Raw genomic sequence first — 23,734 nt, 5'->3', positions numbered from 1 at the left:
GCGCGGCCCTCTGCGCAGGCATCCGGGCGGTTAGCTCAGCGGTAGAGCACTACCTTGACATGGTAGGGGTCACAGGTTCGAACCCTGTACCGCCCACCACCGGCGATCGGTGGGATTCCCGGCAACGGCGCGGCCTTCAGGCGGCGCCGTTCGCGTTTCGGCTACCCGGTGCCGCCCGGGCCGGCTCCGATGACTTTCGCCTGCCGCTGCGGCGAACGCCCACGGCTGTGGCGCAGCATCCGCGGACCGATCGCGGCGTCGGGACGGTCTTCCGGCGCGCGCGCTGCGCGCAAACGGCACGGAAGAAAAAGTGACGTTTGAAAATGGGCGAAGCGATTTTTTATCGCGTTCCGTTCCCGCACACTGCGCGCCATGAAGGGGCCGCACCATGCGTAGCAAGCTGTTCGTGCCGGGCTCGCGGGCGGAGTTGTTCGCCAAGGCGTTCGCCGGGGACGCGGATGCGGTGTCGTTCGACGTCGAGGATTCGGTGCCGGAGGCGGCCAAGGCGCAGGCGCGCGCGCAGATCGCCGATTTCCTCGGTTCCGGGGCGGTGGCGCGCTCGCGGAAGCTGGTGATCGTGCGCGTCAACGCGCTGGCGTCGCCGCATTTCTCCGCCGATCTCGACGCGTTCGCGCGTCCGGGCGTGGCGTTGCTGAACCTGCCCAAGGCGGAAAGCGCCGACGAGGTACGGCAGGCGGCAGCGGCGTTGGAGGAGGCCGAGCGCCGCAACGGCGTGCAGTCGCCGATCGGATTGCTGGTCAACATCGAAAGCGCGCGGGCGCTGCGGCAGGCGTCCGCGATCGCGGACGCGCATCCGCGCGTGGCGGGGCTGCAACTGGGGCTCGGCGACCTGTTCGAGCCGCACGGGATCGAGCGGCGCAGCGCCGACAACGTGCACGCCGCGCTGTTCGCGCTGCGGGTGGCGGCCGCCGAGAGCGGCCGGTTCGTCTGCGACAGCGCCTATCCGCTGCTCGATGACGAGGCCGGGTTCCGTGCCGAGGCCGAACTCGCGCGGCGGCTGGGCTACCGTGGCAAGAGCTGCGTGCACCCGCGGCAGGTGGCCTGGGCGAACGAGATCTTCCGCGCCGCGGAGCCGGACCTGGCGCAGGCGCGCCGGATCGTGGCCGCGGCGGCGCAGGCGGCGGACGAAGGCCGCGGCGCCTTCGTCGTCGACGGCAAGATGATCGACCTGCCGTTCCTCAGGCGCGCGCAGGCGATTCTCGCCGAGGCCGCCGGAGCCGGCGGGCACGATGCCGCGCGCTGAGGCCTTGCCGCCGTCGCCTGCCGGTCATCGCGCGCGCCGTCGCGGCGCCCTCAGTCCGACGATTCCGGACACGCCCCACGGCGCAGGCCGTCGGGCGCGGCATGCGGTGCGGCTGCTGGTCGCGATCGCGCTGCTGGCGCTGGCGAATGTCGCGGCGGCGGCGGAGAGCCTGTCCACGCTGCGGACCAGCACCGTGGCCGCGTGGCCGGCGGATGCGCCGGCGCCGGAGGTACTGGTCGCCGTGACGGGAACGCCGGTCGCGCTGGCCGACGGCGAAGCCCGGCTGCTGCAGGACGGGCAGTGGCGACGCACGTCGTGGCGTCCGCCCGACGGCACCGTCGTCGCCGGCGGCGTCGGTGCGCAGGACGGCATGGCGTTCCTGCTGCTCGCGCCGCGCGCCGCGCCTCGGCAGGTCGATCGGGCGCTGCGTCTGACGCTCGAAGGCGGCACGCTGGCATCGCACGCCTTGCCCGGACTGCCGATGACGCTGTCGCAGGCGAGAGGCGCCGCACGCGGCGGCGCGCTGCAGCTGGCGGGTGTGGACGAGGCGGGCGCGCCGCGGCTGTTGACGCTCGCGGCCGGCGCAGGCGATTGGCGCGTCCGCGATGGATGGCCCGGCGGCGGCACGCCGCGGGCGCTGGTCGCCACCGCGACGGCGAGCTACCTCGCCGCCGCGCATGCGCATGACGGCGGCCCCGACCGGATGCTGCGCTGGTCGCCGGACGCCGGCTGGGAAACGCTCGGCGACGCGCCGGGCCGGATTCTGGCAGGCGCCGGGCGAGCGCTCGGCCAGGCGCACCTGCTGTTCGTCGTCGACGCTGGCGACGCGTCCGCGATCATGAGCTATCACGCCATCACCGGCGCCTGGACGGCCCCGCCGGGGGGCGGGGTCGGGGACGTGCGCGCGGCGACGGCCTGGAACAACGGCCTGCTGTGGAGCGAGGCCGCCGCTGGCACCACGCGACTGGCGGCGTCGGAGATCGAGTCCGGCCGGCTGCTGCTGCGCTGGCTCGACTGGATCGTCATGGCGTTCTACTTGGCGGCGATGGTCGGCATCGGCGTGTTCTTCTACGCGCGCGACCGCCATGCCTCCACCGCGGACTTCTTCGTCGGCGGTCGCTCGATCCCGTTCTGGGTGGCGGGCGTGAGCCTGTACGCCACCAATGTCAGCTCGATCAGCTTCATCGCCATTCCGGCCAAGGCGTTCGAGAGCAACTGGCAATACCTGACCAACAACCTGCTCGCGGTGTTCGGGCTGATGTTCGTGGCGGTGTGGATCGTGCCGCTGCTGCGGCGGCTGGACCTGATGTCGGTGTTCACTTACCTGGAAACGCGCTTCCATCCGGCGATCCGCATGATCGCCAGCGCCCTGTGCATCCTGGTGCAGATCGGCAGCCGCATGAGCGTGATCCTGTTCCTGCCGTCGCTGGCAATCGCCACCATCACCGGCATCGACGTGGTCTGGAGCGTGCTGATCATGGGCGGCTTCACCATCCTCTACACCACGCTTGGCGGCATGAAGGCGGTGGTCTGGACGGACTTCGTGCAGGTGTTCGTGATGTTCGGCGGCGCGCTGTTCGCGATTGGCTTCATCCTGCTGAACATCAACGGCGGCGTGCCGGAGTTCATGGCCACGGCGATGGCCGAGGACAAGATGAAGCTGCTGGATTTCAGCTTCGACCTGACCCAGGCGACGGTGTGGGGTTTCCTGTTCCTGGTGCTGTTCGACGTGGTGCTGACCTTCCCCAAGGACCAGGTGCTGATGCAGCGCGTGCTGTCGACCAAGTCCGGCCGCGAGGCCGGACGCTCGGTGTGGATGTTTGCGGCGATGATGATCCCCGGCGGCTGCCTGTTCTACGGCATCGGCACCGCGCTGTACGTCTACTACAAGTCGCATCCCGAGCGCATGGATCCGCTGCTGCCGATCGACGCGACGTTTCCGCTGTTCATCGCCGCCGAACTGCCGATGGGCGTGACCGGGCTGATCGTCGCCGGCATCTTCGCCGCGGCCATGTCGACGCTGTCGAGCATCATCAACAGCGTCTCGACCCTGGCGTCGGTGGACTTCTACGAGCGGTTGGCGAAGCACCCGACGCAGAAGGCGAGCGTGCGCTTCGCGGAGATCGTCGGCGTGCTGGTGGGGCTGGTGGGCATCGGCCTGGCGTTGCTGCTGTCGCGGCTGGACATCCATTCGCTGTTCGACGTCTCGATCGAGCTGTTCGGCCTGCTCGGCGGCGGCTTCGCCGGCGCCTACACGCTGGGCATGTTCACCCGCCGCGCCAATGCGCCCGGCGTGGCGATCGGCATCGCCAGCGCCATCCTGCTGACCCTGGCGGCCTGGTCGATCGACCTGGTGCACTCCTATTTCTATCTCGCGATCTCGATCCTGGTCTGTATCGTGGTGGGCTACCTGGCGAGTTTCCTGTTCCCGCCGCCGGCGCAGTCGCTGGCCGGCCTGACCATCCACGACACCCAGCCCGACGAAACGCCGTGAGCGCAACGCCTTGCAGCCGTCGATGCAGGACTTCCGGCGCTCCCGCGCACGCCGCCGGTCCGGTAGCGTAGGCCCTCGACTCCGGAGCGGTGACGTGGACACGCAATTCCTCAAGACCTTCGTGGCCGTCGCCGACCATGGTTCGATGGCCGCCGCCGCGCGCCTGCTCAACATCACCCCGGCGGCGGTGGCGCAGCAGATCCGCACGTTGGAGCGCGAGATCGGCGCGCCGCTGATCGCCCGCGCCGGGCGCACCGTCAGCGTGACCGAGCCGGGCGCGCGGATCCTCACGCGCGCCCGCGACCTGTTGCGCGGCGTGTCCGACCTGCGCAGCGTGGCCAACGACAGCACGCTGGCGGGCGAGCTGCGGATCGGCGCCTGTCCGACCGGGCTGGCGGGCATCCTGCCGGATGTCCTGGCGCGGATGGTGGAGGCCTTTCCGCAGATCAACGTCTTCATCCGCCCCGGGTACTCGGCCGACCTGTACCGCGCGGTGGAGGCCGGCGACCTGGACGCGGCGATCGTGCTGCAGGCGCCGTACGCGCTGCCCAAGACCTGCGACTGGCAGCTGCTGCGCGAGGAGCCGCTGGTGGTGCTGGCGCCGCGGCGCTTCGCCGGTCGCGATCCGCACGACTTGCTGGCGAACGAGCCGCTGATCCGCTACGACCGCAACCAGTGGGGCGGCCGCCAGGCCGACGAGTACCTGCGACAGGCCGGGATCACGCCGCTGGAGCGGTTCGAGGTCAATGCGCTCAACGCGATCGCGGTGATGGTCGACCGCGGCCTGGGCGTGTCGCTGGTCCCGGACTGGGCGCGGCCGTGGCCGGAGGGACTGGACCTGGTGCGGATGCCGTTGCCGGAGCTGGTGGAGCCGCGGCGCATCGGCGCGGTGTGGTCGCGCTCGAGCGTGCGCATTCGCCTGGTCAATGTGTTGCTCGAAGAGGCGCGCCAAACCGTCGATTCGTAGGAGCGCGCGATGCCGGCGCCGTTGACCCGGTTCACGCGACTTCGGCAGCAGCAGCATGTCCGAAGCCGCTGCTGCATTTGTCATGCGGCGCGGGCATCGCGCGCATGGCGCGCTCCTACGAAGCTGCCCCGTTGCTCTCGCTGTTGCTGCACCGCAGCAAATCTTTTGCTGCTTGATAGGCAAGAAAACCTGATCTCTGAACATAGGCCGCGCCGCTGTGACGCCATCGACGCTACGCCTACGCTGCCTGCGACCCGATCGGGTCGGCGCCGGGAGGGCGTCGCGAGCGAGCGGCGGCGGAATGCCGGCCGCCTTGTCGCACGAGCACGGGCTGCCATCGCGGCATACCGGGGCCACCCGAACCAGCAGAGACCATACCCAATGAAGACACCACTCTCCGTCGCGATCGCCTGCGCATTGCTTGCCACCGCACCCGTCATCCATGCGCAGGAGGAAGCGGCGGAGGATCCAGCGGCTCAGGCCACGACCGCCACGACCGATCTCGACCGCATGGTCGTCACCGGCTCGCGCAGTCCCAGGGCCGTCGACAAGATCCCGGGCGCGGTCACGATCGTGTCGCAGGAGGAAGTGCAGCGCTCGCTGACGTTGAGTGAGGACGCCACCGCGGTGCTGGCGCGTTCAGTGCCGGGGTATTCGGAATCCTCGCAGGCGATGAGCAATCTCGGCGAGACCCTGCGCGGCCGCACCGCGCTGCGCCTGTTCGACGGCATCCCGCAGGGCTCGCCGCTGCGCGAGGGCAATCGTTCGGGCACCTTCACCGACATGGGCATCATCGGCCGCATCGAGGTGATCAACGGGCCCTCCGCGGCCGAGGGCATCGGCGCCGCCGGCGGCATCATCAACTATCTCTCCAAGACCCCGACCGAGGAGGGAACGCAGGCCACGCTCACTTCGCGCTATTCCACCCAGTTCCGCGAGGACAGCGACGCCTGGAAGGCCGGGCTCACCGTGACCCACAAGAACGAGGGCTACGACCTGCTGGCCGCGGCTTCGTTCCTCGACCGCGGCATGGCCTGGGACGCGAACGGGCGCCGCGTGGGCATGAACGCCAGCGGCTCGACCAACGACAGCGAGGCCGACAACCTGTTCCTGAAGTGGGGCATGAACTTCGGCGAGGCCGGCATGCAGCGCCTGCAACTCTCCGCCAGCCGCTTCGAGATCACCGGCAAGGGCAACTATTCCTGGGTCGAGGGCGATCGCGAGCAGGGCATCACCGATTCCTCGATCCGGATCCCGCCGCTGGGCTCGATGACCGAGTTCAACGACTTCCGCCAGTACGCGCTGTCCTACAGCAACGCCGACCTCTTCGGCGGCAGCCTGACGGCCGACGTCTACCGCGCCAGCCAGGCGATGCGCTATCCCGCCGAGGACGGCATCGACCGCCAGGACCCGGACATCGCCCCGATCGGCGAGCTGATCGACCAGTCCGAGATCGCGACCGAGAAGAAGGGTGCGCGGGTGTCATGGACGCGTTCGTCGCTGTTCGACATCGACGGCCTCGAACTGCGGGCGGGCGTGGACGTGGTCGAGGACGAGGCGCAGCAGCTCCTGGCCATCACCAATCGCGTCTGGGTGCCGCCGATGGTCTACAAGAGCACCGCGCCCTACGCCCAGCTCTCCTGGGACATCGGCCCGGTCACCGTGAGCGGCGGCATGCGCCGCGAGGACGGCGAGTTGGAGGTCGACGACTACGCCACCACCTGGTACCGCAACCGCGCCTTCGTCCAGGGCGGCACGCTCGACTACCAGGAGAACCTGCCCAACATCGGCGCGATCTGGCGCATCGCCGACGCCTGGTCGGTATACGCCTCCTACAGCGAGGGATTCAGCCTGCCCAACGTCGGCATTCCGCTGCGCAACATCAGCGAGCCGGGGCAGACGGTGGAAGGGTTCGTCGACCTGCAGGCGATCGTCGTCGACAACCGCGAGATCGGCTTCAACTGGCGCGGCGCGCGCGCGAGCCTGGGCGCGTCCTACTACGAGAGCAATTCCGACTTCGGCTCGTCGCTGATCATCGATCCGGCGACCGAGGATTTCATCCTCAGCCGCGCGCCGGTCGAGATCAAGGGCTTCGAGGCCTCGAGCGAGTTCCGGCCTTCGGACGACTGGCGCCTGACCGCCCTGTACTCGCGCATCCGCGGCAAGACCACCTTCGGCGGCGCGGGTCCGCTGGACCGCGAGATGGGTATCAACGACATCAGCCCGGACAAGCTGTCGGCGGCGGCCACCTGGAACTTCTCGCCGCGCGGCGACGTGACCCTGGGCGCGACCATGCTGTTCGATCGCGACCTCAACGAGGGCCTGCCGGACGACCAGGCCTGGGCCGAGGAGCACACCGAGGGCTACACCCTGTTCGACCTGACCGTGAACTACGACTTCGAGCGTTACGGCCGCCTTTCGCTGGGCATCGAGAACCTGACCGACAAGTACTACATCCTCAGCTGGTCGCAGATCGATTTCTGGAAGAACTACTTCGCCGGGCGCGGCCGGATGTTCTCGGTCACGCATACGATCACGTTCTGACGCCGCCGGCCCGGTTCGACCCGAGGTTCCAGATATCTTCCGCAGTCCGCCCCGCTTTCAAATCGCTCCTGCCTTTCCCCCCTTTGAAAAAGGGGGGCTGCGGGGGATTTGCTGGGCGCCCGACGGCGTAACAGCTAAAGCAAATCGCGGCGCGATTCCCGGCCCTCGCTTACGCGAGGGCGCTCGATCAGCCGCAAGCCGATGGCTTGCAAGCGGCGGCCCTCGCCCCCCTGAATCCCCCTTCTTCAAAGGGGGAAAAAGCAAGGGCCAGAAGAAGTGGGGGAGCCCTAGCTCCCGATCGCCCTTTATCCAATGGAACGGCATCGTTGCCTTGCTGGCATGCGCGATGACCTTCGCTGCGGCCGCCGCGTCGCCGCTGCCGTTGGCCGCACCGACGGACGTGGGCGTCTCGCCGTCGCGCCTGGCGCGCCTGCACGGCTTCATGGACGAGGTCACCGGTGCGGGCGGCTACCTGGGCGGGGTGACCCTGGTCGTCCGCGACGGCCGCATCGTCGACTGGCGGGCCTACGGCCACCGTGACTTGGCCCGTAGCGAACCCATGCCGCGCGATGCGATCTTCCGCATCTATTCGATGACCAAGACCGTCACCTCGGTCGCGGTGCTGATGCTGGTGGAGGAGGGCCGGATCGCGCTCGACGACCCGGTTGCGCGCTATCTGCCGGAGCTGGACGAGCGCATGGTGTTCGCCGGGGGCAGCGCCGATGCGCCGCGATTGCGTCCAGCGCGTGCGGCGGTCACGATCCGCGGCCTGCTGACCCATACCGCCGGTTTCCCGGCCGGACTGGAAGGCGATGGCGAGGCGGTGAAATTGCTCGAACGCGCCGATCCGCACGGCGCCTCCGATCTGCGCGGGTTCGTCGCCCGTCTGGCGCGGGTGCCGCTCGCCGCCGATCCCGGCACGCGTTTCGGCTACGACGGCGCGTCGACCGAGGTGCTGGCGCGGCTGGTGGAAGTCGTGTCGGGGCAGGCCTTCGATGCGTTCCTGCAGCAGCGGCTGTTGGCGCCGCTGCGGATGCCCGACACCGGCTTCCGGGTGCCGGAATCGCAGCGCGGCCGCGTCGCCGACCTCACCGTCATGGGTGACGACGGCGTGCTCACGCGTGACAAGGGCCCCAGCGCCGAGCGTCCCGGCGCACCCTTGAACGCTTACCCGAGCGGGGCAGGCGGCCTGTACTCGACAGCCGGCGACTACGCGCGCTTCTGCCAGATGCTGCTCTACGGCGGCGAACTGGAGGGCGTGCGCGTGCTCGGCCGCAAGACGGTCGAGCTGATGCTGCAGAATCACCTGACGATGCTCGATCCGCCGGTCACGCAGTTCAGTGACGCCGAGGGCTTCGGGCTCGGCGGCTACGTGGTGCTCGACGTCGCCCGGCGCGGGCGCCCGGGCTCGGTCGGGCAGTTCGGCTGGGCGGGCGCGGCCTCGACCAGCTTCACCCTCGATCCGCGCGAGCGCCTGATCGCCATCCTCATGCTGCAGCACCTGCCGCGCGAGATCGATGGCGATCTGCCGCGCATCGGCGGCCGCTTTCAGACCCTGGTCTACCAGAGCCTGGAGTGAGCCGATTGCCGCCCCGGATCGCCGTTCGCCGGACCGGCGACGCACCACCGGCGTCGGTCGCGGGCGCGACGGGGCGCACGTACGATGGCCTGGCCGCCTGCGCGACCACCGCAATTCTTCCCGCTCCTTTCCGCGAGATACGATGACTTCCGCTGCAGACCGATCCGTGCCCCGGCACATGGCCCCCGACGACGGCGATCGCACGCCGCCGCAGACCGAGTACAAGTTCTCCCACGTCACCACCGGCCGCTACCTGCCGACGCCGGGCAAGGCACCGGGCTGGCCGTTCACCGACATCGGCCAGTGGATGATCGACGCGGCCGCCAGTGCCGACGACTGGATCACGGAGCTGGTCGACTGGCGCCGCGAGCACCTGGTCCGCATCGGCTACGACGATGCCAACTACCGCAGGCCGGAACTGCAGTGGGCGCAGCGCAATTTCGTGCACGCGCAGATGATGGTGGAGGACCGCTACTTCTACGATCCAGAAGCGGGGCGCTACACCGTCGACCGCTACCTCGACGACCTGGAGGCGCGCTTCGGCGGCATCGACAGCGTGCTGATCTGGTTCGTCTATCCCAACATCGGCATCGACGACCGCAACAAGACCGATCTCGCCCATGACCTTCCCGGCGGGCTGGAAGGCCTGCGCGGCGCGGTCGACGATTTCCATCGCCGCGGCGTGCGCGTGTTCCTGCCGACCATGCCCTGGGACCATGGCACCCGTCCGCCGGAGCAGAGCGACTGGGACGCGATCGCCGCGCTGGCCAAGGCGGTCGGCGCCGACGGCGTCAACGGCGACACCTACAACGGCGTGTCGCGTGCGTTCTTCGATGCCGGCGACGCCATCGGCCACCCGTTGGTGCTGCAGCCCGAATCCACCATCAGCGCGGAAGAAGCGCTGATCTGGAACGTGCAGAGCTGGGGCAAGAAGGTGCCGGACGGCCCGGTACCGTCGGTGGCCAAGTTCAAGTGGCTCGAGCCGCGGCACATGATCAACTACGAGAACCGCTGGGGCCGCGACCGCAACAACGACCTGCAGTACATCCTCTTCAACGGCGTCGGCTACAACGCCTGGGAGAACGTATGGGGCATCTGGAACCAGTTCACCCCGCGCGATGCCGAGACCCTGCGTCGCATCGCCGCCATCGAGCGCCAATTCGCACCGTTGATGGTCAGCCTGGACTGGCGCCCGTACGCGCCGACCCTGCAGCCGGGCATCTTCGCCAGCCGCTTTCCGGGCGACGGGATGACGCTGTGGACGCTGATCAACCGCCACGAGTCCGGCGTCGACGGCGAGCAACTCGTGGTGCCGCACCGGGACGGTCGCCGCTACTACGACGTGTGGCACGGCGAGGAACTCGCGCCGCGGCTCGCAGGAGAGGACGCGGTGCTGGCGTTCGCGTTCGAGGCGCGGGGTTTCGGGGCGGTGCTGGCGCTGGACGCCGGCAGCGAGATCGAGGGACTCGACGGCTTCCTCGCCGCCGCCCGTGCGCGGCCGTCGCTGCGGTCGCTGTCGGCGCAGTGGCATTCGCTGCCGCAACGGTTGCTGGAGATCGCGCCGACGGCGCCCGTGGTCGAGGCGCCCGAGGGCATGGTCGCGATCCCGGCCGGGGATTTCGACTTCGTCGTCGGCGGCATCGAGATCGAGGGCAATCACTGGGATGGCGTCGACGTGCAGTATCCGTGGGAAGACAGCCCGCGCCGCGGCCATCGCCGGCGCATGCAGTTGCCCCGCTTCCACATCGATCGCCATCCGGTGAGCAACCGGGAGTTCCGCGCCTTCCTCGAGGCCAGCGGCTGGCGTCCGCGCGACGGACACAACTTCCTGCGCCACTGGCACGACGGCGCGCCGCCGCCGGGTTGGGACGACAAGCCGGTCACCTGGGTGTCGATCGAGGACGCGCGTGCGTACGCGCACTGGGCCGGCAAGCGCCTGCCGCACGAATGGGAATGGCAGTACGCCGCGCAGGGCGGCGACGGCCGCCGCTATCCCTGGGGCGACCAGTGGGATCCGCACGCGGTGCCGGCGCCGGGCTTCGGGCGCGAGGCGCCGCCGCCCGCCGATGTCGGCGCGCATCCGGGCGGCGCCAGTCCGTTCGGGGTGCTGGACCTGGTCGGCAACGTCTGGCAGTGGACCGACGAGTACCGTGACGCGCACACCCGCGCCGCGATCCTGCGCGGCGGCAGCCGCTACCGGCCGCAAACCTCGCACTGGTACTTCCCGCAGGCGTACCGGCTGGACCAGCACGGCAAGTACCTGCTGATGGCGCCGTGCAAGGACCGTTCCCGCTGCGTCGGTTTCCGTTGCGTGGTGGACGCGGCATGAGCGCCGCCGCTGCGCGCCGGCCCGTGGTGCCGATGCTGGCCGCTCCGGCGCCGGCGCAGGTCGTGCTCGGCGGCCTGCTCGGCGATGCGCTGGCCGCGAATCGACACGGCCGCCTGTCGCGCTTCATCGTCGACGAGACCAGTCCCGCGATCGCGCTCTTCGATCCGGCGCATGCCGCCTGCAACCACGAGGGCGACTGGTACGGCGAGCATGCCGGCAAGTGGTTGTACGCGGCGGCAAAGGCGGCGGCGCGCAGCGGCGATGCCGCCCTGCGCGCGCACGTGGAACGGGTCGCCGATCATCTGGTGGCGCTGCAGGACGCGGACGGCTATCTCGGCAACTACGCCGCCGAGCGCCGCTTCACCCGGCCGCAGCCACCGAAACCCGAGACCTGGGACGGCGCTCCCACGCTGCGCACCTGGGACATCTGGACCCACACCTATCTGGTGCTGGGATTGCTGGAAACGCACCGGCACTTCCCGGCACCGCGCTACCTTGCCGCCGCGGCGCGCATCGGCGACCTGTGCCTGCATGCGCTCACCGATGGCGGCATCGACATCACCACCCTCGGCAACCACCACGGCATGTCGGCCACGGTGCTGCTCGACGCGGCGGTGGAACTGCACCTGGCCACCAGCGAGGAAAAATACCTGCAGCTGGCGTTGCGGGTGCTGGAGCAGGCGGATGCGCATCTGCGCCTGGCGTTGCTGACGCGGGCGCTGGCCGGCGCCGATGCCTCCGAGATCGGGACGGGCAAGGCCTACCAACTGCTGTGGAACCTGGTCGGCCTGGCCAAGCTGCACCGCGCCACCGGCGAGCCGCGCTACCTGCGCGCGGTGGAAATGATGTGGGACAACATCCGCAACCATCACCTCACCCTGGGCGGCGGGCCCTGGGGCGGCGTGGCGCACCGCTCGCGCGAGGTGTTCAATCCGGCGGGCGTGTTCAGCCCATACGGTTACGTCGAGACCTGCTCGACGCTGTCGTGGATCCAGCTCAACCGCGAGCTGTTCGCGATCACCGGCCAGGCGCGTTTCGTCGAGGAGATCGAGCGCAGCGCCTACAACGACCTGCTCGGCGCACAGGCGCCGGATGGCGAGGACTGGTGCTACTACGTGTTCGCGAACGGCAGGCGCGTGCACACGACCTACTGGCGCTGCTGCAAGTCCAGCGGCGCAATGGCGCTGGAAGAACTGCCGGCGCTGGCCTGGAGCCTGTGGGACGACGGGATCTCGGTGAACCTTTACGGGCCGTCGCAGGCGACGTTGCCGGTGGCGGGGGCCGGCGAAGTGGGCTTCGAGCAGGTCACGGACTATCCCTTCGACGGCAGGATCCGGATCCGGGTCTCGCCGCGGCAGCCGGCGGAGTTCGTCGTCCGCCTGCGGATCCCGGCCTGGGCGCAACAGATCTCGGTGGCGGTGAACGGAGAGGCGCAAACGCAGTCCGTGCCCGTCGCCGGCGAATTCCTGGCGCTGACCCGGCGCTGGGCCGAGGGCGACGAGATCGCGCTGGCATTCCCGCTACGGCCGCAGCTGCACCGCAGGACCCACCGCAACGTGCAGGAGTCGCGTGCGCCAGACGGCACGCCGGTGCGCCAGGAAGTGCTGCGTCTCGACTGGTGCGCGCTCACCCGCGGACCGCTGGTCTACGCGACCGGCCTGATCGACGGCTTCAAGATCGAGGAAACGCTGCGGCTGCCCGCGACGCCCGAGGAGGCATGGATGGAGACGCTGCCGGCGTCCGCGCCGGACGCCGCACCGGCGATCCGGCTGTCGCCGGAGGGCAGGGCGCCGCTGTTGTTCTCGCCGTACTACGCCGTCGGCGACCGGCGTGACGGCAGCTGGCGCCTGACCTGGATGTCGCTGTCGCCGGAATTGCGAACGGCGTAGCCGTTTTTCGACTTTGCCAAGAAATTGTGCTCGCAGAACATATCCGGCACCGCTGTTTTCCGCGGCGGCGAGGGGTCAACCTTGAAGAGGTCTGAACAACTCGGCTTTTGCTCGTCATTCCCGCGCAGGCGGGAACCCATGGACTTGATTTTTGACGGCTTGACGTCCACGGATCCCCGCCTTCACGGGGATGACGGCAGCGATTCAAACCTGGGTTCAGGAGCCGAAACGCCATCTACGACACGACACCGGCTTTCTCGATGACCACTGGTTCCCCATTCGCTTCCTCCCGACGCACCGGGCCCGCAGGTCCGCTGAGCGGCGTGCGGGTGCTGGACCTGAGCGCGTACATCGCCGGTCCCTACGGCTGCACGCTGCTGGCCGACCAGGGGGCGGACGTGATCAAGGTCGAACCGCCCGACGGCGACAACCTGCGCAATTATCCGTCCACGCTGCGGGACGAGAGCCGCGCGTTCCTGGGCGTGAACCGCAGCAAGCGCGGCGTGGTGCTGGACCTGAAGCGGCCGGAACAGCTGGCGGTGCTGTTGCGGCTGGTGCGCGATGCCGACGTGCTGGTGCACAACTTCCGGCCCGGCGTTCCGGAACGGCTGGGCATCGACCACGAGCGCCTGAACGTGATCAACCCGCGGCTGATCTACTGCGCCGTCACCGGCTACGGCGAGACCGGGCCGATGAAGGACAAGGCCGGCTACGACCAGGTGCTGCAGACCATGACCGGCATCTGCACGCTGCAGGGACCGCCGTCGGGACCGCCGGAGCTGGTGTACGGCTCGGTGGTGGACTACTACGCCGCCGCGCTGCTCGCCGCCGGCGTCGCCTCGGCGCTGTACGAGCGCGAGCGCAGCGGGGCGGGGCAGTTCGTCGGCGTCTCGCTGCTGCGCAGCGCGCTGACGATGCAGTCGGCACGGATGATCTGGGCCGAGGGCGAGGCGCTCGACATCTGGCGCGACATGCGCTCGGGCGGCGTGACCGGCATCCATCCTGCGCGCGAGGGGCATCTCTACATCTCGGCCAACACGCCGCGCTTCTGGCAGGCCTTGTGCGAGCGCACCGGACTGCATGCGCTGGCGGCCGATCCGCGCTACGACACCGTGCGCAAGCGCGCGCAGCTGTCGGGCGAGATCGTGCCGAAGCTGCACGCGGCGCTGGCCGCGCGCACTGCGTTGGAATGGGAGGAGGTCTTCGGCGATGCCGTACCGTGTGCGGCGGCGCGCCGGGTCGAGGAGATGTTCGACCATCCGCAGGTGCTGGCCGAGGAGATCGTGGCGCCGATCGCGCATTCCAAGCTCGGCAGCTACCGTGGCGTCACCCGGCCGATCAAGTTCGGCCGCACGCCGGGGCCGGCGCCGTTCGCGGCGCCGATGCTGGGCGAGCACTCGGACGAGCTTCCGGCGGCGGATGCGGGCGAACCCGCGCCATCCGCCCGCGGCAAGGCGTCGCGCTAGGGCGTAGCGACATTCGCCTCCCCACGGCCCCTTGCCCTTGTAGGAGGGGCTTCAGCCCCGCCCCCGTGGGGCCAACAGCCAGATGCTCTCTGCCATTGTTTGCCTTCGTAACGCGCGGCGGCGCGTTCACCATGGTCGCCACCGATGCGCCTGCTTGGCGCGGTCGGGGCTGAAGCCCCTCCTACAGGGGTAGGCGGAGGGGTGGATGTTCGACCGGCGTTAGGGCCTGTCATCGGCAGGCTCTAAACTGTGCGCCGGCATGTACAGGAGTGAACGATGACGACGACACCCTCGGCGCGGGACACGCAGGCACCGGCAACGGACCAATCGCGGCTGGCGCAGCTGCGCCGGCACAGCGTGATCGTCGCCGATACCGGCGACTTCGAGGTCGTGCGGCGCTTGCGTCCGGTCGACTGCACCACCAATCCCAGCCTGGTGCTCAAGGCGCTTGACCTGCCGGTGTACGCCGAGTTGATCGAGAGCGAGCTGCGGCGCGCAGCGTCGCAGGCCGGCGACATCGGCTCGCGCGTCGAGGAAGCGGCGGACCGTTTGGCGGTCGGTGTCGGCGCCGCCCTGGCCGGGCTGGTGCCGGGCCGTGTCTCCACCGAGGTCGATGCCGACCTCGCGCAGGATACCGAGGCCACCGTGGCCAAGGCGCGCAGGTTCATCGCCCTGTACCGCGAGGCCGGCCTCGAGCCGGAGCGCGTGCTGATCAAGGTCGCCGCCACCTGGGCCGGCATCGAGGCCGCGCGGGTGCTGCAGCGCGAAGGCATCGACTGCAATCTCACCCTGGTCTTCAACCGCGTCCAGGCGCTGGCCTGCGCCGAGGCCGGCGCGTTCCTGATCTCGCCGTTCGTCGGCCGCATCCTCGACTGGCACGTGGCGCACGCGGGGCGCGCGTTCACGATCGACGAGGACCCGGGCGTGATCTTCGTGCGCGACGTCTACCGCGAATTCAAGCGACGCGGCCTGGAGACGGTGGTGATGGGCGCATCGTTCCGCTCCACCGCGCAGATCGAGGCGCTGGCCGGCTGCGACCGGCTGACGATCTCGCCGGCGCTGCTGGAGGAACTGGACGCCGCCGGTGGCGAGGTGCCGCGGCAGCTTTCGCCCGGCCCCGTCGAGGCGAAAGCCACAGCCGCGATCGACCGCACCGCCTTCGATGCCGCGCTGGCGCAGGACCGGATGGCGCGCGAGAAGCTGGACGAGGGCGTGGCGACCTTCGCCGCGGACCTGCACGCGCTGCGCGAGCGCATCGCGGGCAAGCTGGCGACCGGCTAGCGCTCGTGCGGGAGCGACGGAAGTCGCGACTCGGCGAACGGTCAGTCGCGGCTGCCATAGCTCCCACAGAGATACCCAGCTGCTCCTTTTCGTTCCGCTTCGATGCGCTATCCGCGCCGATCCGTGTCGAATAGCGTTCGAGCGGTAGGCCCCAGTCAGAACTTGTAGTTCAGGCCCAGCAGCACTTGGCGGCCATACTCGTTGTAGGTCTGTGGCAGCCCATTGTCAAAGTAGAACTCGCGGTACTCCTCGTTGGTGACGTTGTTCACCTGCACCAGCACCGACAGGCCTGCCAGGCGGGTGCCGTCGGCGAACGCATAGCCGACCTGGAAGTCGACGATGTCCTCGTCGCCGATGTAACGGGTTCCCAGATCGCCGCCGAAGCCGACCACGTCGCCGATGAACGGCGAACGGCTGCGCCGGCTCACTCGGGTGGAGAAGCCCTGCCGCTCGTAGTAGAGGGTGACGTTGGAGACGTGCTCGGACAGGCCGGGGATCGGCCGGTCCGGGCCGTCCGGGCCGTCCGGCAGGATCGAGCTCTTGGTCTTGGAGTAGCTGGCGATCAAGCCGAAGCCGTCCAGCGGCTGCCACAACATGTCGAGCGGGACCGACACCGCGGCCTCGAAGCCGTACAGCTCGCCGCCCTGGCCGTTCTCGGGCGTGGTGAACTCGCCGAGATCGGAGACCGGATCGAACTCGCGCGGGTCGAACGCGCTGAAGTCGTAGTCGTTGACGGTCTGCTTGAAGATGTAGCTGTGCAGGTCCTTGTGGAAGGCCGCCAGCGAGAAGTAGCCGCGGCCGCCGAAATACTTCTCGTAGGAGACGTCCAGGGCGGTTGCGAGCCAGGGCTCGAGTTCTGGATTGCCGCCGTCGCCGGTCCATTGGCCGTTCGGATCGCGGTCGATGCGGATGCTGATGTTGCGGTTGGCGCGTAGGTCGTCCATGCGCGGGCGCGCCATCTGCCGGCCGATGGCGAAGCGCAGCATCTGGTCGGAGGGGAAGCCGAACGAGAGGTTGAGGCTGGGCAGCACCTCGTTGTAGGTGGCGCCGCCGCTCAGCGGGATCGGCGCGTCGGCGTCGCCGAACGGCACCACGAAGCCGGTGGAGCTCTGGTCCGTGTGCACCAGCTGCACGCCGATGTTGCCGCGCAGGGCGACCTCGCCGACGTCGGTGTTGAGGTTCCACTGCGCATAGGCGGTGGAGATCTTCTCCTCCACGGTCCAGTTCTTGTTGCGGATGTCGGGATGGCTGTGCTCGTCGACCACGTACAGCGGCAGCACCGCGTGGATGTCGTAGCCGATGCTGCCGGGGATGCCGGTAAAGCCGAGGTCGACCGGCGCCGTCAGCGCGTCCGTCGGGATCGGTACCTCGCCGCCGGGCAGGCGCAGGAAGGCCTCCATCCCGCTGCGACGGGTCTTCTCGCGGTCGGCGTGATTCGCGCCGAACTCCACGCTGCTGAAGATCCCGTCGTCGAACCGGCGTTCGGCGCCCAGGCGCAGCGAGGCCAGCCGGTCCTCGACCTCCGGAAACTTGATGAAGCCTTCCTGGCCCCACCCGCCCGGGTCCGTGAGCACCAGGTTCGAGGGGTCGGTGTAGTCCTCGCGATAGGTGAAGGTCGGCAGCCCGGAAGCGCGGTCGATGACGAAGTCGACGGTGTCGGTGCGGGTGTTGCCGGCGCTGCCGAGCCCGGAGTAGGTCTCCAGCAGCATCTCCTTGCGCTCGGCCTTCGAGTAGCTGAGGTCGGCCACGCCGGACCAGCGCTCTCCGAACTCGAAAGCGTTGTTCCAGCCCACCGCCAGAAGCTCGTCCTCCTGGGTGTTGCGGTCGTTGCGCAGCACCGGGCGCACGCCGCTGAAGGTGCCGCTGACCACCTGGCCGTCCTCGACCACCGCGTTGCTCAGCGCGGTGCCGGCGCCCCAGGCCAGGCCGGTTTCCATGAAGCGTAGGGTCTCGGACTTGTCGAAGGTGGAGTAGTAGGCGTCGAGGATCGAAGTCCAGTGGTCGTTGGCCTTGAATTCCACCACCGCCATCAGGCCGTCGCGGACGTTCTCGACAGAGGAGGCCTGCGACTTGCTGCCGCCAAGCAGGAAATTGCCGGCAGTGTCGGTTGGATAGCCCCAGGACTCCCAACGATTGGCCTGGCCGGGCGAGTCCATGCGCGCATAACCCACGGCGACACCGAGTCGCCCGTCCATGAACTGGTCGATGTAGGAGCCGCTGATCCGGTAGCCGCGGTCGTCGTAGCCGGGATTCAGTTCGCCCAGCGAGTTCTCCTCGGCGCGGGCGTTGAAGGTGATCACGCGCTCGCCGAACGACAGCGGCCGCACCGTCTGCAGGTCGACCGTGCCCGACAGGCCCTGGCCGACCAGCGAGGCGTCCGGCGTCTTGTAGACGACCACGGCGTTGATCAGCTCCGATGGGTACTGGTCGAACTCGACGCCGCGGTTGTGGCCCAGGCTGACCTGCTCACGGCCGTTGAGCAGCGTGGTGCCGAAGTTCTCGGCCAGGCCGCGGATGCTGATCGTTGACGAGCGGCCGGCGACGCGCTGCGCCGCCAGGCCCGGCAGGCGCGCGATCGACTCGGCGATGCTGATGTCGGGCAGTTTGCCGATGTCCTCGGCGGAGATCGACTCGACGATCGAGGTCGAGCTCTGCTTGGTCTCGATCGCATTCTCGATGCCGCGACGGATGCCGGTCACCATGACGCGGTCGAGGTCCACGGCTTCCGTGCCGCCGGCACGGGGGTCCTGTGCGGCGGTCTGGGCCGGGGTGTCGTCTTCGCCGGTGGTTTGCGCGTTCACGTTGACGGCGAACATCAGCATCGCCGACGACAGTGCAACGCTCAGCAGGTTGCGTTCGAGCTTCATCTCCCCTCCCTAAGGGTGGTGCGGATCGCGGTTCGTGATGCCGTCCCTTCCGTAGCGTCCTTGCGGATCTGTCCGGCGGAAAGGCGGGTATTTCGGTGTCGCGGCCATGGTAGACCCGGGTTTCATCGCGCACGCTTCCCTGCATACGTATTCATCGCCTCCGCGGGGGAGGGTGATGCAGGATCGGCAACCTCCATCGTGTACGGCGATCGCGTCGCGGTAACCGGTGTCGCCGCCAAGCCGATGCCGGCCCGGGTCCGCCGCCCCGCCAGGAGCACCCATGCAAGCGTCTTCCGTCGTAAACCCCGGTCCCCAAGCCGCACGCAGTGACGCCGTGACGCGCCGCGATGGGCGTACATTCGCCCGCCGCTGCGCACTGGCCGCGCTCGGGCTGGTGCTGGCCTTCCCGGCCGCGGCCGAAGAGGTCGCCGGGCTGCACGTGCCGTCGCCCGACTGGCGCGACCAGGTGATCTACTTCGTGATGATCGATCGCTTCGACGACGGCGATCCCGGCAACAACGACCAGGGCGCCGGTGAATACGATCCTGCCGACAGCGCCCGCTACAGCGGCGGCGACCTGCGCGGGATCGCGCGGCGGCTCGACTACATTCGCGACCTGGGTGCCACCGCGGTCTGGATCACGCCGCCGGTCGCGCACCAGTGGTGGAACGAAGCCACCCGCTACGGCGGCTATCACGGGTACTGGGCCGAGGATTTCAAGGCGGTCGATCCGCACTTCGGCACGCTGGAGGAGTACCGCGCGCTGTCGCGCGCGCTGCACGACGCCGGGATGTACCTGGTGCAGGACGTGGTGGTCAACCACACCGCCAACTTCTTCGCCTACGGCGAAGGCTGGGACGAGGGCGACCCGGCCCGACACTTCGAGCTGATCGCCGATGCGCGCGGCCGCACCGCGCCGACGCAGCCGCCGTTCGATCGCAACGATCCGCGCGATCCGGCGCAGCACGCCGAGGCGATCTACCACTGGACGCCGGACATCGCCGACTTCGGCGATCGCCGCCAGGAGCTGGAATTCGCGCTGGCCGGGCTGGACGACCTGAACACTGAGAATCCGCGGGTGCGCACGGCGCTGCGCGACAGCTACGGGCATTGGATCCGCGAAGTCGGTGTCGATGCCTTCCGCGTCGACACCGCATTCCACGTGCCCGCGGATTTCTTCCCCGATTTCCTGCATGGCGACGACGCCGAAGCACCCGGCGTGGTGCGCGTAGCGCGCGCGACCGGGCGCGAGGATTTCCTGTCGTTCGGAGAGGGTTTCGGCGCCGACAAGCCGTTCGACGACACCCAGGCGCGCAAGCTCGACGCCTACATGCGCGTGCCCGGCGGGCTGCCGTCGATGATCAATTTCCCGCTCTACGGCACCCTCGGCGACGTCTTCGCCCGCGGCCGGCCCACGGCGGAGCTGCGCCACCGCATCGAATCGATGATGGCGCTGCATGACGACCCCTGGCGGATGCCCAGCTTCATCGACAACCACGACGTCGACCGCTTTCTCGCCGGCGCCGGCGAGCCCGCGATGCGGCAGGCGCTGCTGGCGATGCTGACCCTGCCCGGCATTCCGGTGATCTACTACGGCACCGAACAGGGTTTCACCGGACAGCGCGCGGCGATGTTCGCCGACGGCTACGGCAGCGGCGGCCGCGACCGGTTCGATCGCGAGGCGCCGCTGTACCGCTATCTGCAGCGCGCGATCGCCTTGCGCCGCGACCATCCGTTGTTCTCGCGCGGTACGCCGACGGTGTTGGCCGACAACGCCGCAAGCGCCGGTGCGGTGGCCTGGCGCACCGATCATGCCGGCGAAAGCGCGCTGGTGGTGTTCAACACCGCCGATGCGCCGGTGCTGCTCGATGCGCTGGACACCGGATTGCCCGCCGGCACCGTGCTGCGCGGACTGTTCGCGCTCGACGGCACCCCGGACGACGCGGTGGTCGGCCGCGACGGCCACCTCACCCGGGTGTTGCCGCCGCGCAGCGGGCAGGTGTGGCGGGTGACCGCCGAAACCGTGGCCGCGCCGGAACCGGCCATGGCGCCCGCCGTGGGGCCGCTGCCGCCGAGGCCGGCGCGCGGCGACTTCGCCGTACAGGGCACGGCGCCGGGCGCGGAGCAGGTGCAGCTGGTGATCGACGGCGACCTCGCACGCGCGGTGACGGTGCCGGTCGCCGCCGACGGCGGCTGGCGCGCGAACGTGGCCACCGGCGGCATGATCGATCCCGCGGTGACGCATCGCTTGGTCGTGCGCGACCCCGCCAGCGGTGCAGTGTCGACCGCGCAGACGTTCCGCGCCGATCTCGACTGGCAGGCGCTGGCCGACCTGGCCGATGCGCGCGGCGACGACGCCGGCCCCGATGGCCGCTACGTGTATCCATCCGGTTCGGGCTGGCGCGAGTTGCGGCCGGCGGACATCGAGCGCGTGCGCGTCTGGGGCGCCGGTGGCGCGCTGCGGGTCGCACTGACGATGCGTGGCCTCGGTGATGCCTGGAATCCCGGCAACGGCTTCGACCATGTCGCCTTCACCCTGTTCCTGCAGCTGCCCGGCCACGACGGCGGTGCCGCGGCGATGCCGCAGCAGCACGCACGGTTGCCCGACGGCATGCGCTGGCATCGGCGGCTGCGCGCGCACGGCTGGTCGAACGTGCTGTTCTCCGCGGAAGGTGCCGATGCGGCGGAGGAGGGCACGCCGGTCACACCGGGCGCCGACATCGCCGTCGACCGCGAAGACCGCACCGTCACCTTCACCCTGCCGGCCGGCGCGCTCGGCGATCCGGCCTCCTTGTCCGGGGCGAAGCTCTACGTCGCGACCTGGGACTACGACGGCGGCTATCGTCCGCTGGCGCCCGAGGCACGACCCGCCGGCTTCGGCGGCGGCGACCCCGACGATCCGCGGATCATGGACGACACCGAGGTGATCATCCTGCCTCCGTAGGAGCGCGCCATGCGCGCGATGCCGCGGGTGCCGGCAGGATCCGGTGGATGCCGCGATTCCGGACCGGCAAGCGCGCCGGTCACCAGAATTCGCGGGCGATGAAATGCCCGCGGCATCGCGCGCATGGCGCGCTCCTACGAGGGTGACTATCGTCCGCTCGCGCCCGAGGCACGGCTCGCCGGCTTCGGCGGCGGCGACCCCGACGATCCGCGGATCATGGACGGCACAGAGGTGATTGTCCTGCCTCCGTAGGAGCGCGCCACGCGCGCGATGCCGCGGGTGCCGGCAGGATCCGGTGGATGCCGCGATTCGGACCGGCAGGCGCGCTGGTCACCGGAATCCGCGGGCGGCGAAATGCCCGCGGCATCGCGCGCATGGCGCGCTCCTACGGAGGACAAGCCTGCGGTGGCGTCGATACGTGCATGGCGCATCTGTCAGGCCCGGTTGCGGCCGATACGACTAGCATGACGGCATGGACGCCCGATTCCGCGCACTGGCCGCGCCCGCCACCGCCCGCATCCGCCACTGGGTGCTGAGCGCGTTCCCGCGCGGGCAGAGCGGCATCGACTACGACCACCCCGCCGGCGATCCCGGCCTGTTCGGCCCGGACAGCGTCACCTGGCGCATCCACGCCGATTTCCCCGGCATGCTCTCCGGCGGCTTGTGCGCGTTGATGTTGCAGACGCTGCACCCGCGGGCGCTGGCCGGCGTCTGGGATCATTCCAACTTCCGCGAGGACCTGGTCGGGCGCCTGCGCCGCACCACTGCCTTCGTCGCCGGCACCACCTACGCCGGCCGTACCGAGGCCGAGCGCCTGATCGCGCGCGTGGCCACGATCCATGCGCGCGTGCGTGGCGTATTGCCGGACGGGCGCCGCTACGCGGCCGACGATCCCGACCTGCTCACTTGGGTGCATGTGACCGAGAGCTACGGCTTCCTGCAGGGTTACCGCCGCTATTGCCCGGACACGCTGCCCGCGGGCGCCGCCGACCGCTACTACGCCGAGGTACGACGTGTCGCCGAGGCGTTGGGCGCGCGCGCGGTGCCTGCGTCCGAGGCCGCGGTGCACGCCTATTTCGCACAGGTGCACGGCGAACTGGCCTGCGACCAACGTTCGCGCGAGGTGCTCGACGTGCTCTCGCGGATCCGCCTGCCGGTGCCGGCGGCGGGACTGTCGCGGGCACTGTTCCTGGGCGCCGGCGCCGCGCTGTTGCCGGCCTGGGCGCACGCGATGCTCGGGCGCGGTGCGCTGCGCCGCGCGCGCGACGCGGCGGCGGCACGCACCCTGCGCGGGCTCGGGCCGCTGTTCCGTGCGGCGCTCGATGACGGCGTGGCGCAGCGTGCCTGCCGGCGCGTGGGAGTGGATCCCGCGCGCCTGCATCGCTGGCCGGCGCGGCCGGCAGCGTCCGTCGTCCAGGCAAGCCCCCGCCGATGACGGCCTGTCCGCTCTGCGGCGCGGCACCGTGCGCGCCAGAAGCGCCGGTGCAGGGAAGGCGCTACGCCGTCTGCGGCGACTGCGGCCTGACTTTCATGCTGCCCGGCGACCGGCCGTCGGCGGAAGCCGAGCGCGCGCTCTACGACCTGCACCGCAACGATCCGGACGACGCCGGCTATCGCACCTTCCTCGATCGCCTCGTACAGCCGCTGGCAGCCCGGCTGCGGCCCGGCATGCACGGGCTGGACTACGGCGCCGGCCCGGGCCCGGCGCTGCCGGCGATGCTGGCCTCACGTGGCTTTCCCACGGTGGCATACGACCCGTTGTATGCCGCGGACGCCGGGCTGCTGCAGCGTCGCTATGACTTCATCGCCTGCAGCGAAACCGCCGAACATTTCCACGATCCCGCGGCCGAGTTCGCGCGTCTCGACGATCTGTTGCGGCCGGGTGGCTGGCTCGGCCTGATGACGCAGTGGCGACTGCCGGAGCGGCCTTTCGCCGCCTGGGGCTATGCCCGAGACCCGACCCACGTCTGTTTCTACCAGCAGCGCACGCTGCAGTGGATTGCGCGTCGCCACCACTGGCAACTGGAATGCCCGGCGCCGCACATCGCGCTCTTCCGCAAGTCCTAGGCCGTATCGACATCCGCCTTCACGCCCGCTGTCCCTGTAGGAG

Annotated in this window: 14 protein-coding genes and 1 tRNA gene; 14 read left to right on the top strand and 1 reads right to left on the bottom strand. The window is 69.8% G+C overall.

Features of this window, described 5'->3' with window-relative positions:
• The first annotated feature begins 24 nt into the window (after positions 1-24).
• The 10 genes from FXO19_RS06115 to FXO19_RS06070 all read left to right on the top strand — a co-directional run bounded on the left by FXO19_RS06115 (position 25) and on the right by FXO19_RS06070 (position 15,813).
• A tRNA-Val gene (locus FXO19_RS06115) sits at positions 25-99 on the top strand.
• A gap of 289 nt (positions 100-388) precedes the next feature.
• A complete protein-coding gene (locus FXO19_RS06110; RefSeq protein ID WP_149194168.1) occupies positions 389-1,264 on the top strand; it encodes an HpcH/HpaI aldolase/citrate lyase family protein in 876 nt (291 codons plus the stop codon).
• Between the two features lie 106 nt (positions 1,265-1,370).
• The gene (locus FXO19_RS06105) at positions 1,371-3,758 is read left to right on the top strand and encodes a sodium:solute symporter (protein ID WP_255516313.1); all 2,388 of its coding nucleotides are present in this window, start codon (positions 1,371-1,373) and stop codon (positions 3,756-3,758) included.
• Positions 3,759-3,852: 94 nt separating this feature from the next.
• Complete coding sequence (locus tag FXO19_RS06100; protein ID WP_149194166.1) at positions 3,853-4,725, top strand: LysR family transcriptional regulator; 873 nt, start codon at positions 3,853-3,855, stop codon at positions 4,723-4,725.
• 381 nt (positions 4,726-5,106) lie between these two features.
• The gene (locus tag FXO19_RS06095; RefSeq protein ID WP_149194165.1) at positions 5,107-7,269 is read left to right on the top strand and encodes a TonB-dependent receptor; all 2,163 of its coding nucleotides are present in this window, start codon (positions 5,107-5,109) and stop codon (positions 7,267-7,269) included.
• A gap of 346 nt (positions 7,270-7,615) precedes the next feature.
• The gene (locus tag FXO19_RS06090; RefSeq protein WP_149194164.1) at positions 7,616-8,848 is read left to right on the top strand and encodes a serine hydrolase domain-containing protein; all 1,233 of its coding nucleotides are present in this window, start codon (positions 7,616-7,618) and stop codon (positions 8,846-8,848) included.
• 178 nt (positions 8,849-9,026) lie between these two features.
• Complete coding sequence (locus FXO19_RS06085; RefSeq protein WP_149194163.1) at positions 9,027-11,177, top strand: SUMF1/EgtB/PvdO family nonheme iron enzyme; 2,151 nt, start codon at positions 9,027-9,029, stop codon at positions 11,175-11,177.
• The gene (locus tag FXO19_RS06080) at positions 11,174-13,066 is read left to right on the top strand and encodes a glycoside hydrolase family 127 protein (protein ID WP_255516312.1); all 1,893 of its coding nucleotides are present in this window, start codon (positions 11,174-11,176) and stop codon (positions 13,064-13,066) included. Before FXO19_RS06085 ends, FXO19_RS06080 begins: the two co-directional genes overlap by 4 nt.
• 260 nt (positions 13,067-13,326) lie before the next feature.
• Complete coding sequence (locus FXO19_RS06075) at positions 13,327-14,532, top strand: CaiB/BaiF CoA transferase family protein (protein WP_149194162.1); 1,206 nt, start codon at positions 13,327-13,329, stop codon at positions 14,530-14,532.
• A 276-nt stretch (positions 14,533-14,808) separates the two neighbouring features.
• Positions 14,809-15,813 (top strand): transaldolase, encoded by a 1,005-nt coding sequence (locus tag FXO19_RS06070; RefSeq protein WP_149194161.1) that lies wholly within the window; start codon positions 14,809-14,811, stop codon positions 15,811-15,813.
• A gap of 155 nt (positions 15,814-15,968) precedes the next feature.
• On the opposite strand, the gene FXO19_RS06065 is transcribed toward FXO19_RS06070, so the two are convergent.
• Positions 15,969-18,680: a TonB-dependent receptor gene (locus FXO19_RS06065; RefSeq protein WP_223115434.1), complete on the bottom strand. Its 2,712-nt coding sequence runs from the start codon at positions 18,678-18,680 to the stop codon at positions 15,969-15,971.
• Between the two features lie 334 nt (positions 18,681-19,014).
• Here FXO19_RS06065 and FXO19_RS06060 point away from each other — a divergent pair, with 334 nt between their 5' ends.
• The 4 genes from FXO19_RS06060 to FXO19_RS06050 all read left to right on the top strand — a co-directional run bounded on the left by FXO19_RS06060 (position 19,015) and on the right by FXO19_RS06050 (position 23,691).
• Positions 19,015-21,624, top strand: a complete 2,610-nt coding sequence (locus FXO19_RS06060; protein ID WP_149194160.1) for an alpha-amylase family glycosyl hydrolase — start codon at positions 19,015-19,017, stop codon at positions 21,622-21,624.
• A gap of 123 nt (positions 21,625-21,747) precedes the next feature.
• Positions 21,748-21,876, top strand: a complete 129-nt coding sequence (locus FXO19_RS19530; RefSeq protein ID WP_255516311.1) for a hypothetical protein — start codon at positions 21,748-21,750, stop codon at positions 21,874-21,876.
• A 220-nt stretch (positions 21,877-22,096) separates the two neighbouring features.
• Positions 22,097-23,059 carry an oxygenase MpaB family protein gene (locus FXO19_RS06055; RefSeq protein ID WP_149194159.1) on the top strand — a complete coding sequence of 321 codons (963 nt, stop codon included), beginning with the start codon at positions 22,097-22,099 and terminating at the stop codon, positions 23,057-23,059.
• Entirely contained in the window at positions 23,056-23,691 is a 636-nt protein-coding gene (locus FXO19_RS06050; RefSeq protein WP_149194158.1) for a class I SAM-dependent methyltransferase, read from the top strand. Before FXO19_RS06055 ends, FXO19_RS06050 begins: the two co-directional genes overlap by 4 nt.
• The last annotated feature ends 43 nt before the right edge of the window (positions 23,692-23,734 follow it).

This window comes from Luteimonas suaedae, from assembly GCF_008312895.1.
GTDB classification, from domain to species: Bacteria; Pseudomonadota; Gammaproteobacteria; order Xanthomonadales; family Xanthomonadaceae; genus Luteimonas; species Luteimonas suaedae.
Note: the sequence above shows the minus strand (reverse complement) of the source record. Positions and strands in the feature narration are given on the sequence as shown.

Excerpts from the sequence above, each read along its gene's own strand:
- FXO19_RS06110 (WP_149194168.1), top strand. The coding sequence starts at position 389 with ATGCGTAGCAAGCTGTTCGTGCCGGGCTCGCGGGCGGAGTTGTTCGCC.
- FXO19_RS06095 (WP_149194165.1), top strand. The coding sequence starts at position 5,107 with ATGAAGACACCACTCTCCGTCGCGATCGCCTGCGCATTGCTTGCCACC.
- FXO19_RS06090 (WP_149194164.1), top strand. The coding sequence starts at position 7,616 with ATGACCTTCGCTGCGGCCGCCGCGTCGCCGCTGCCGTTGGCCGCACCG.
- FXO19_RS06085 (WP_149194163.1), top strand. The coding sequence starts at position 9,027 with ATGGCCCCCGACGACGGCGATCGCACGCCGCCGCAGACCGAGTACAAG.
- FXO19_RS06080 (WP_255516312.1), top strand. The coding sequence starts at position 11,174 with ATGAGCGCCGCCGCTGCGCGCCGGCCCGTGGTGCCGATGCTGGCCGCT.
- FXO19_RS06075 (WP_149194162.1), top strand. The coding sequence starts at position 13,327 with ATGACCACTGGTTCCCCATTCGCTTCCTCCCGACGCACCGGGCCCGCA.
- FXO19_RS06070 (WP_149194161.1), top strand. The coding sequence starts at position 14,809 with ATGACGACGACACCCTCGGCGCGGGACACGCAGGCACCGGCAACGGAC.
- FXO19_RS06065 (WP_223115434.1), bottom strand. The coding sequence starts at position 18,680 with ATGAAGCTCGAACGCAACCTGCTGAGCGTTGCACTGTCGTCGGCGATG.
- FXO19_RS19530 (WP_255516311.1), top strand. The coding sequence starts at position 21,748 with ATGGCGCGCTCCTACGAGGGTGACTATCGTCCGCTCGCGCCCGAGGCA.
- FXO19_RS06055 (WP_149194159.1), top strand. The coding sequence starts at position 22,097 with ATGGACGCCCGATTCCGCGCACTGGCCGCGCCCGCCACCGCCCGCATC.
- FXO19_RS06050 (WP_149194158.1), top strand. The coding sequence starts at position 23,056 with ATGACGGCCTGTCCGCTCTGCGGCGCGGCACCGTGCGCGCCAGAAGCG.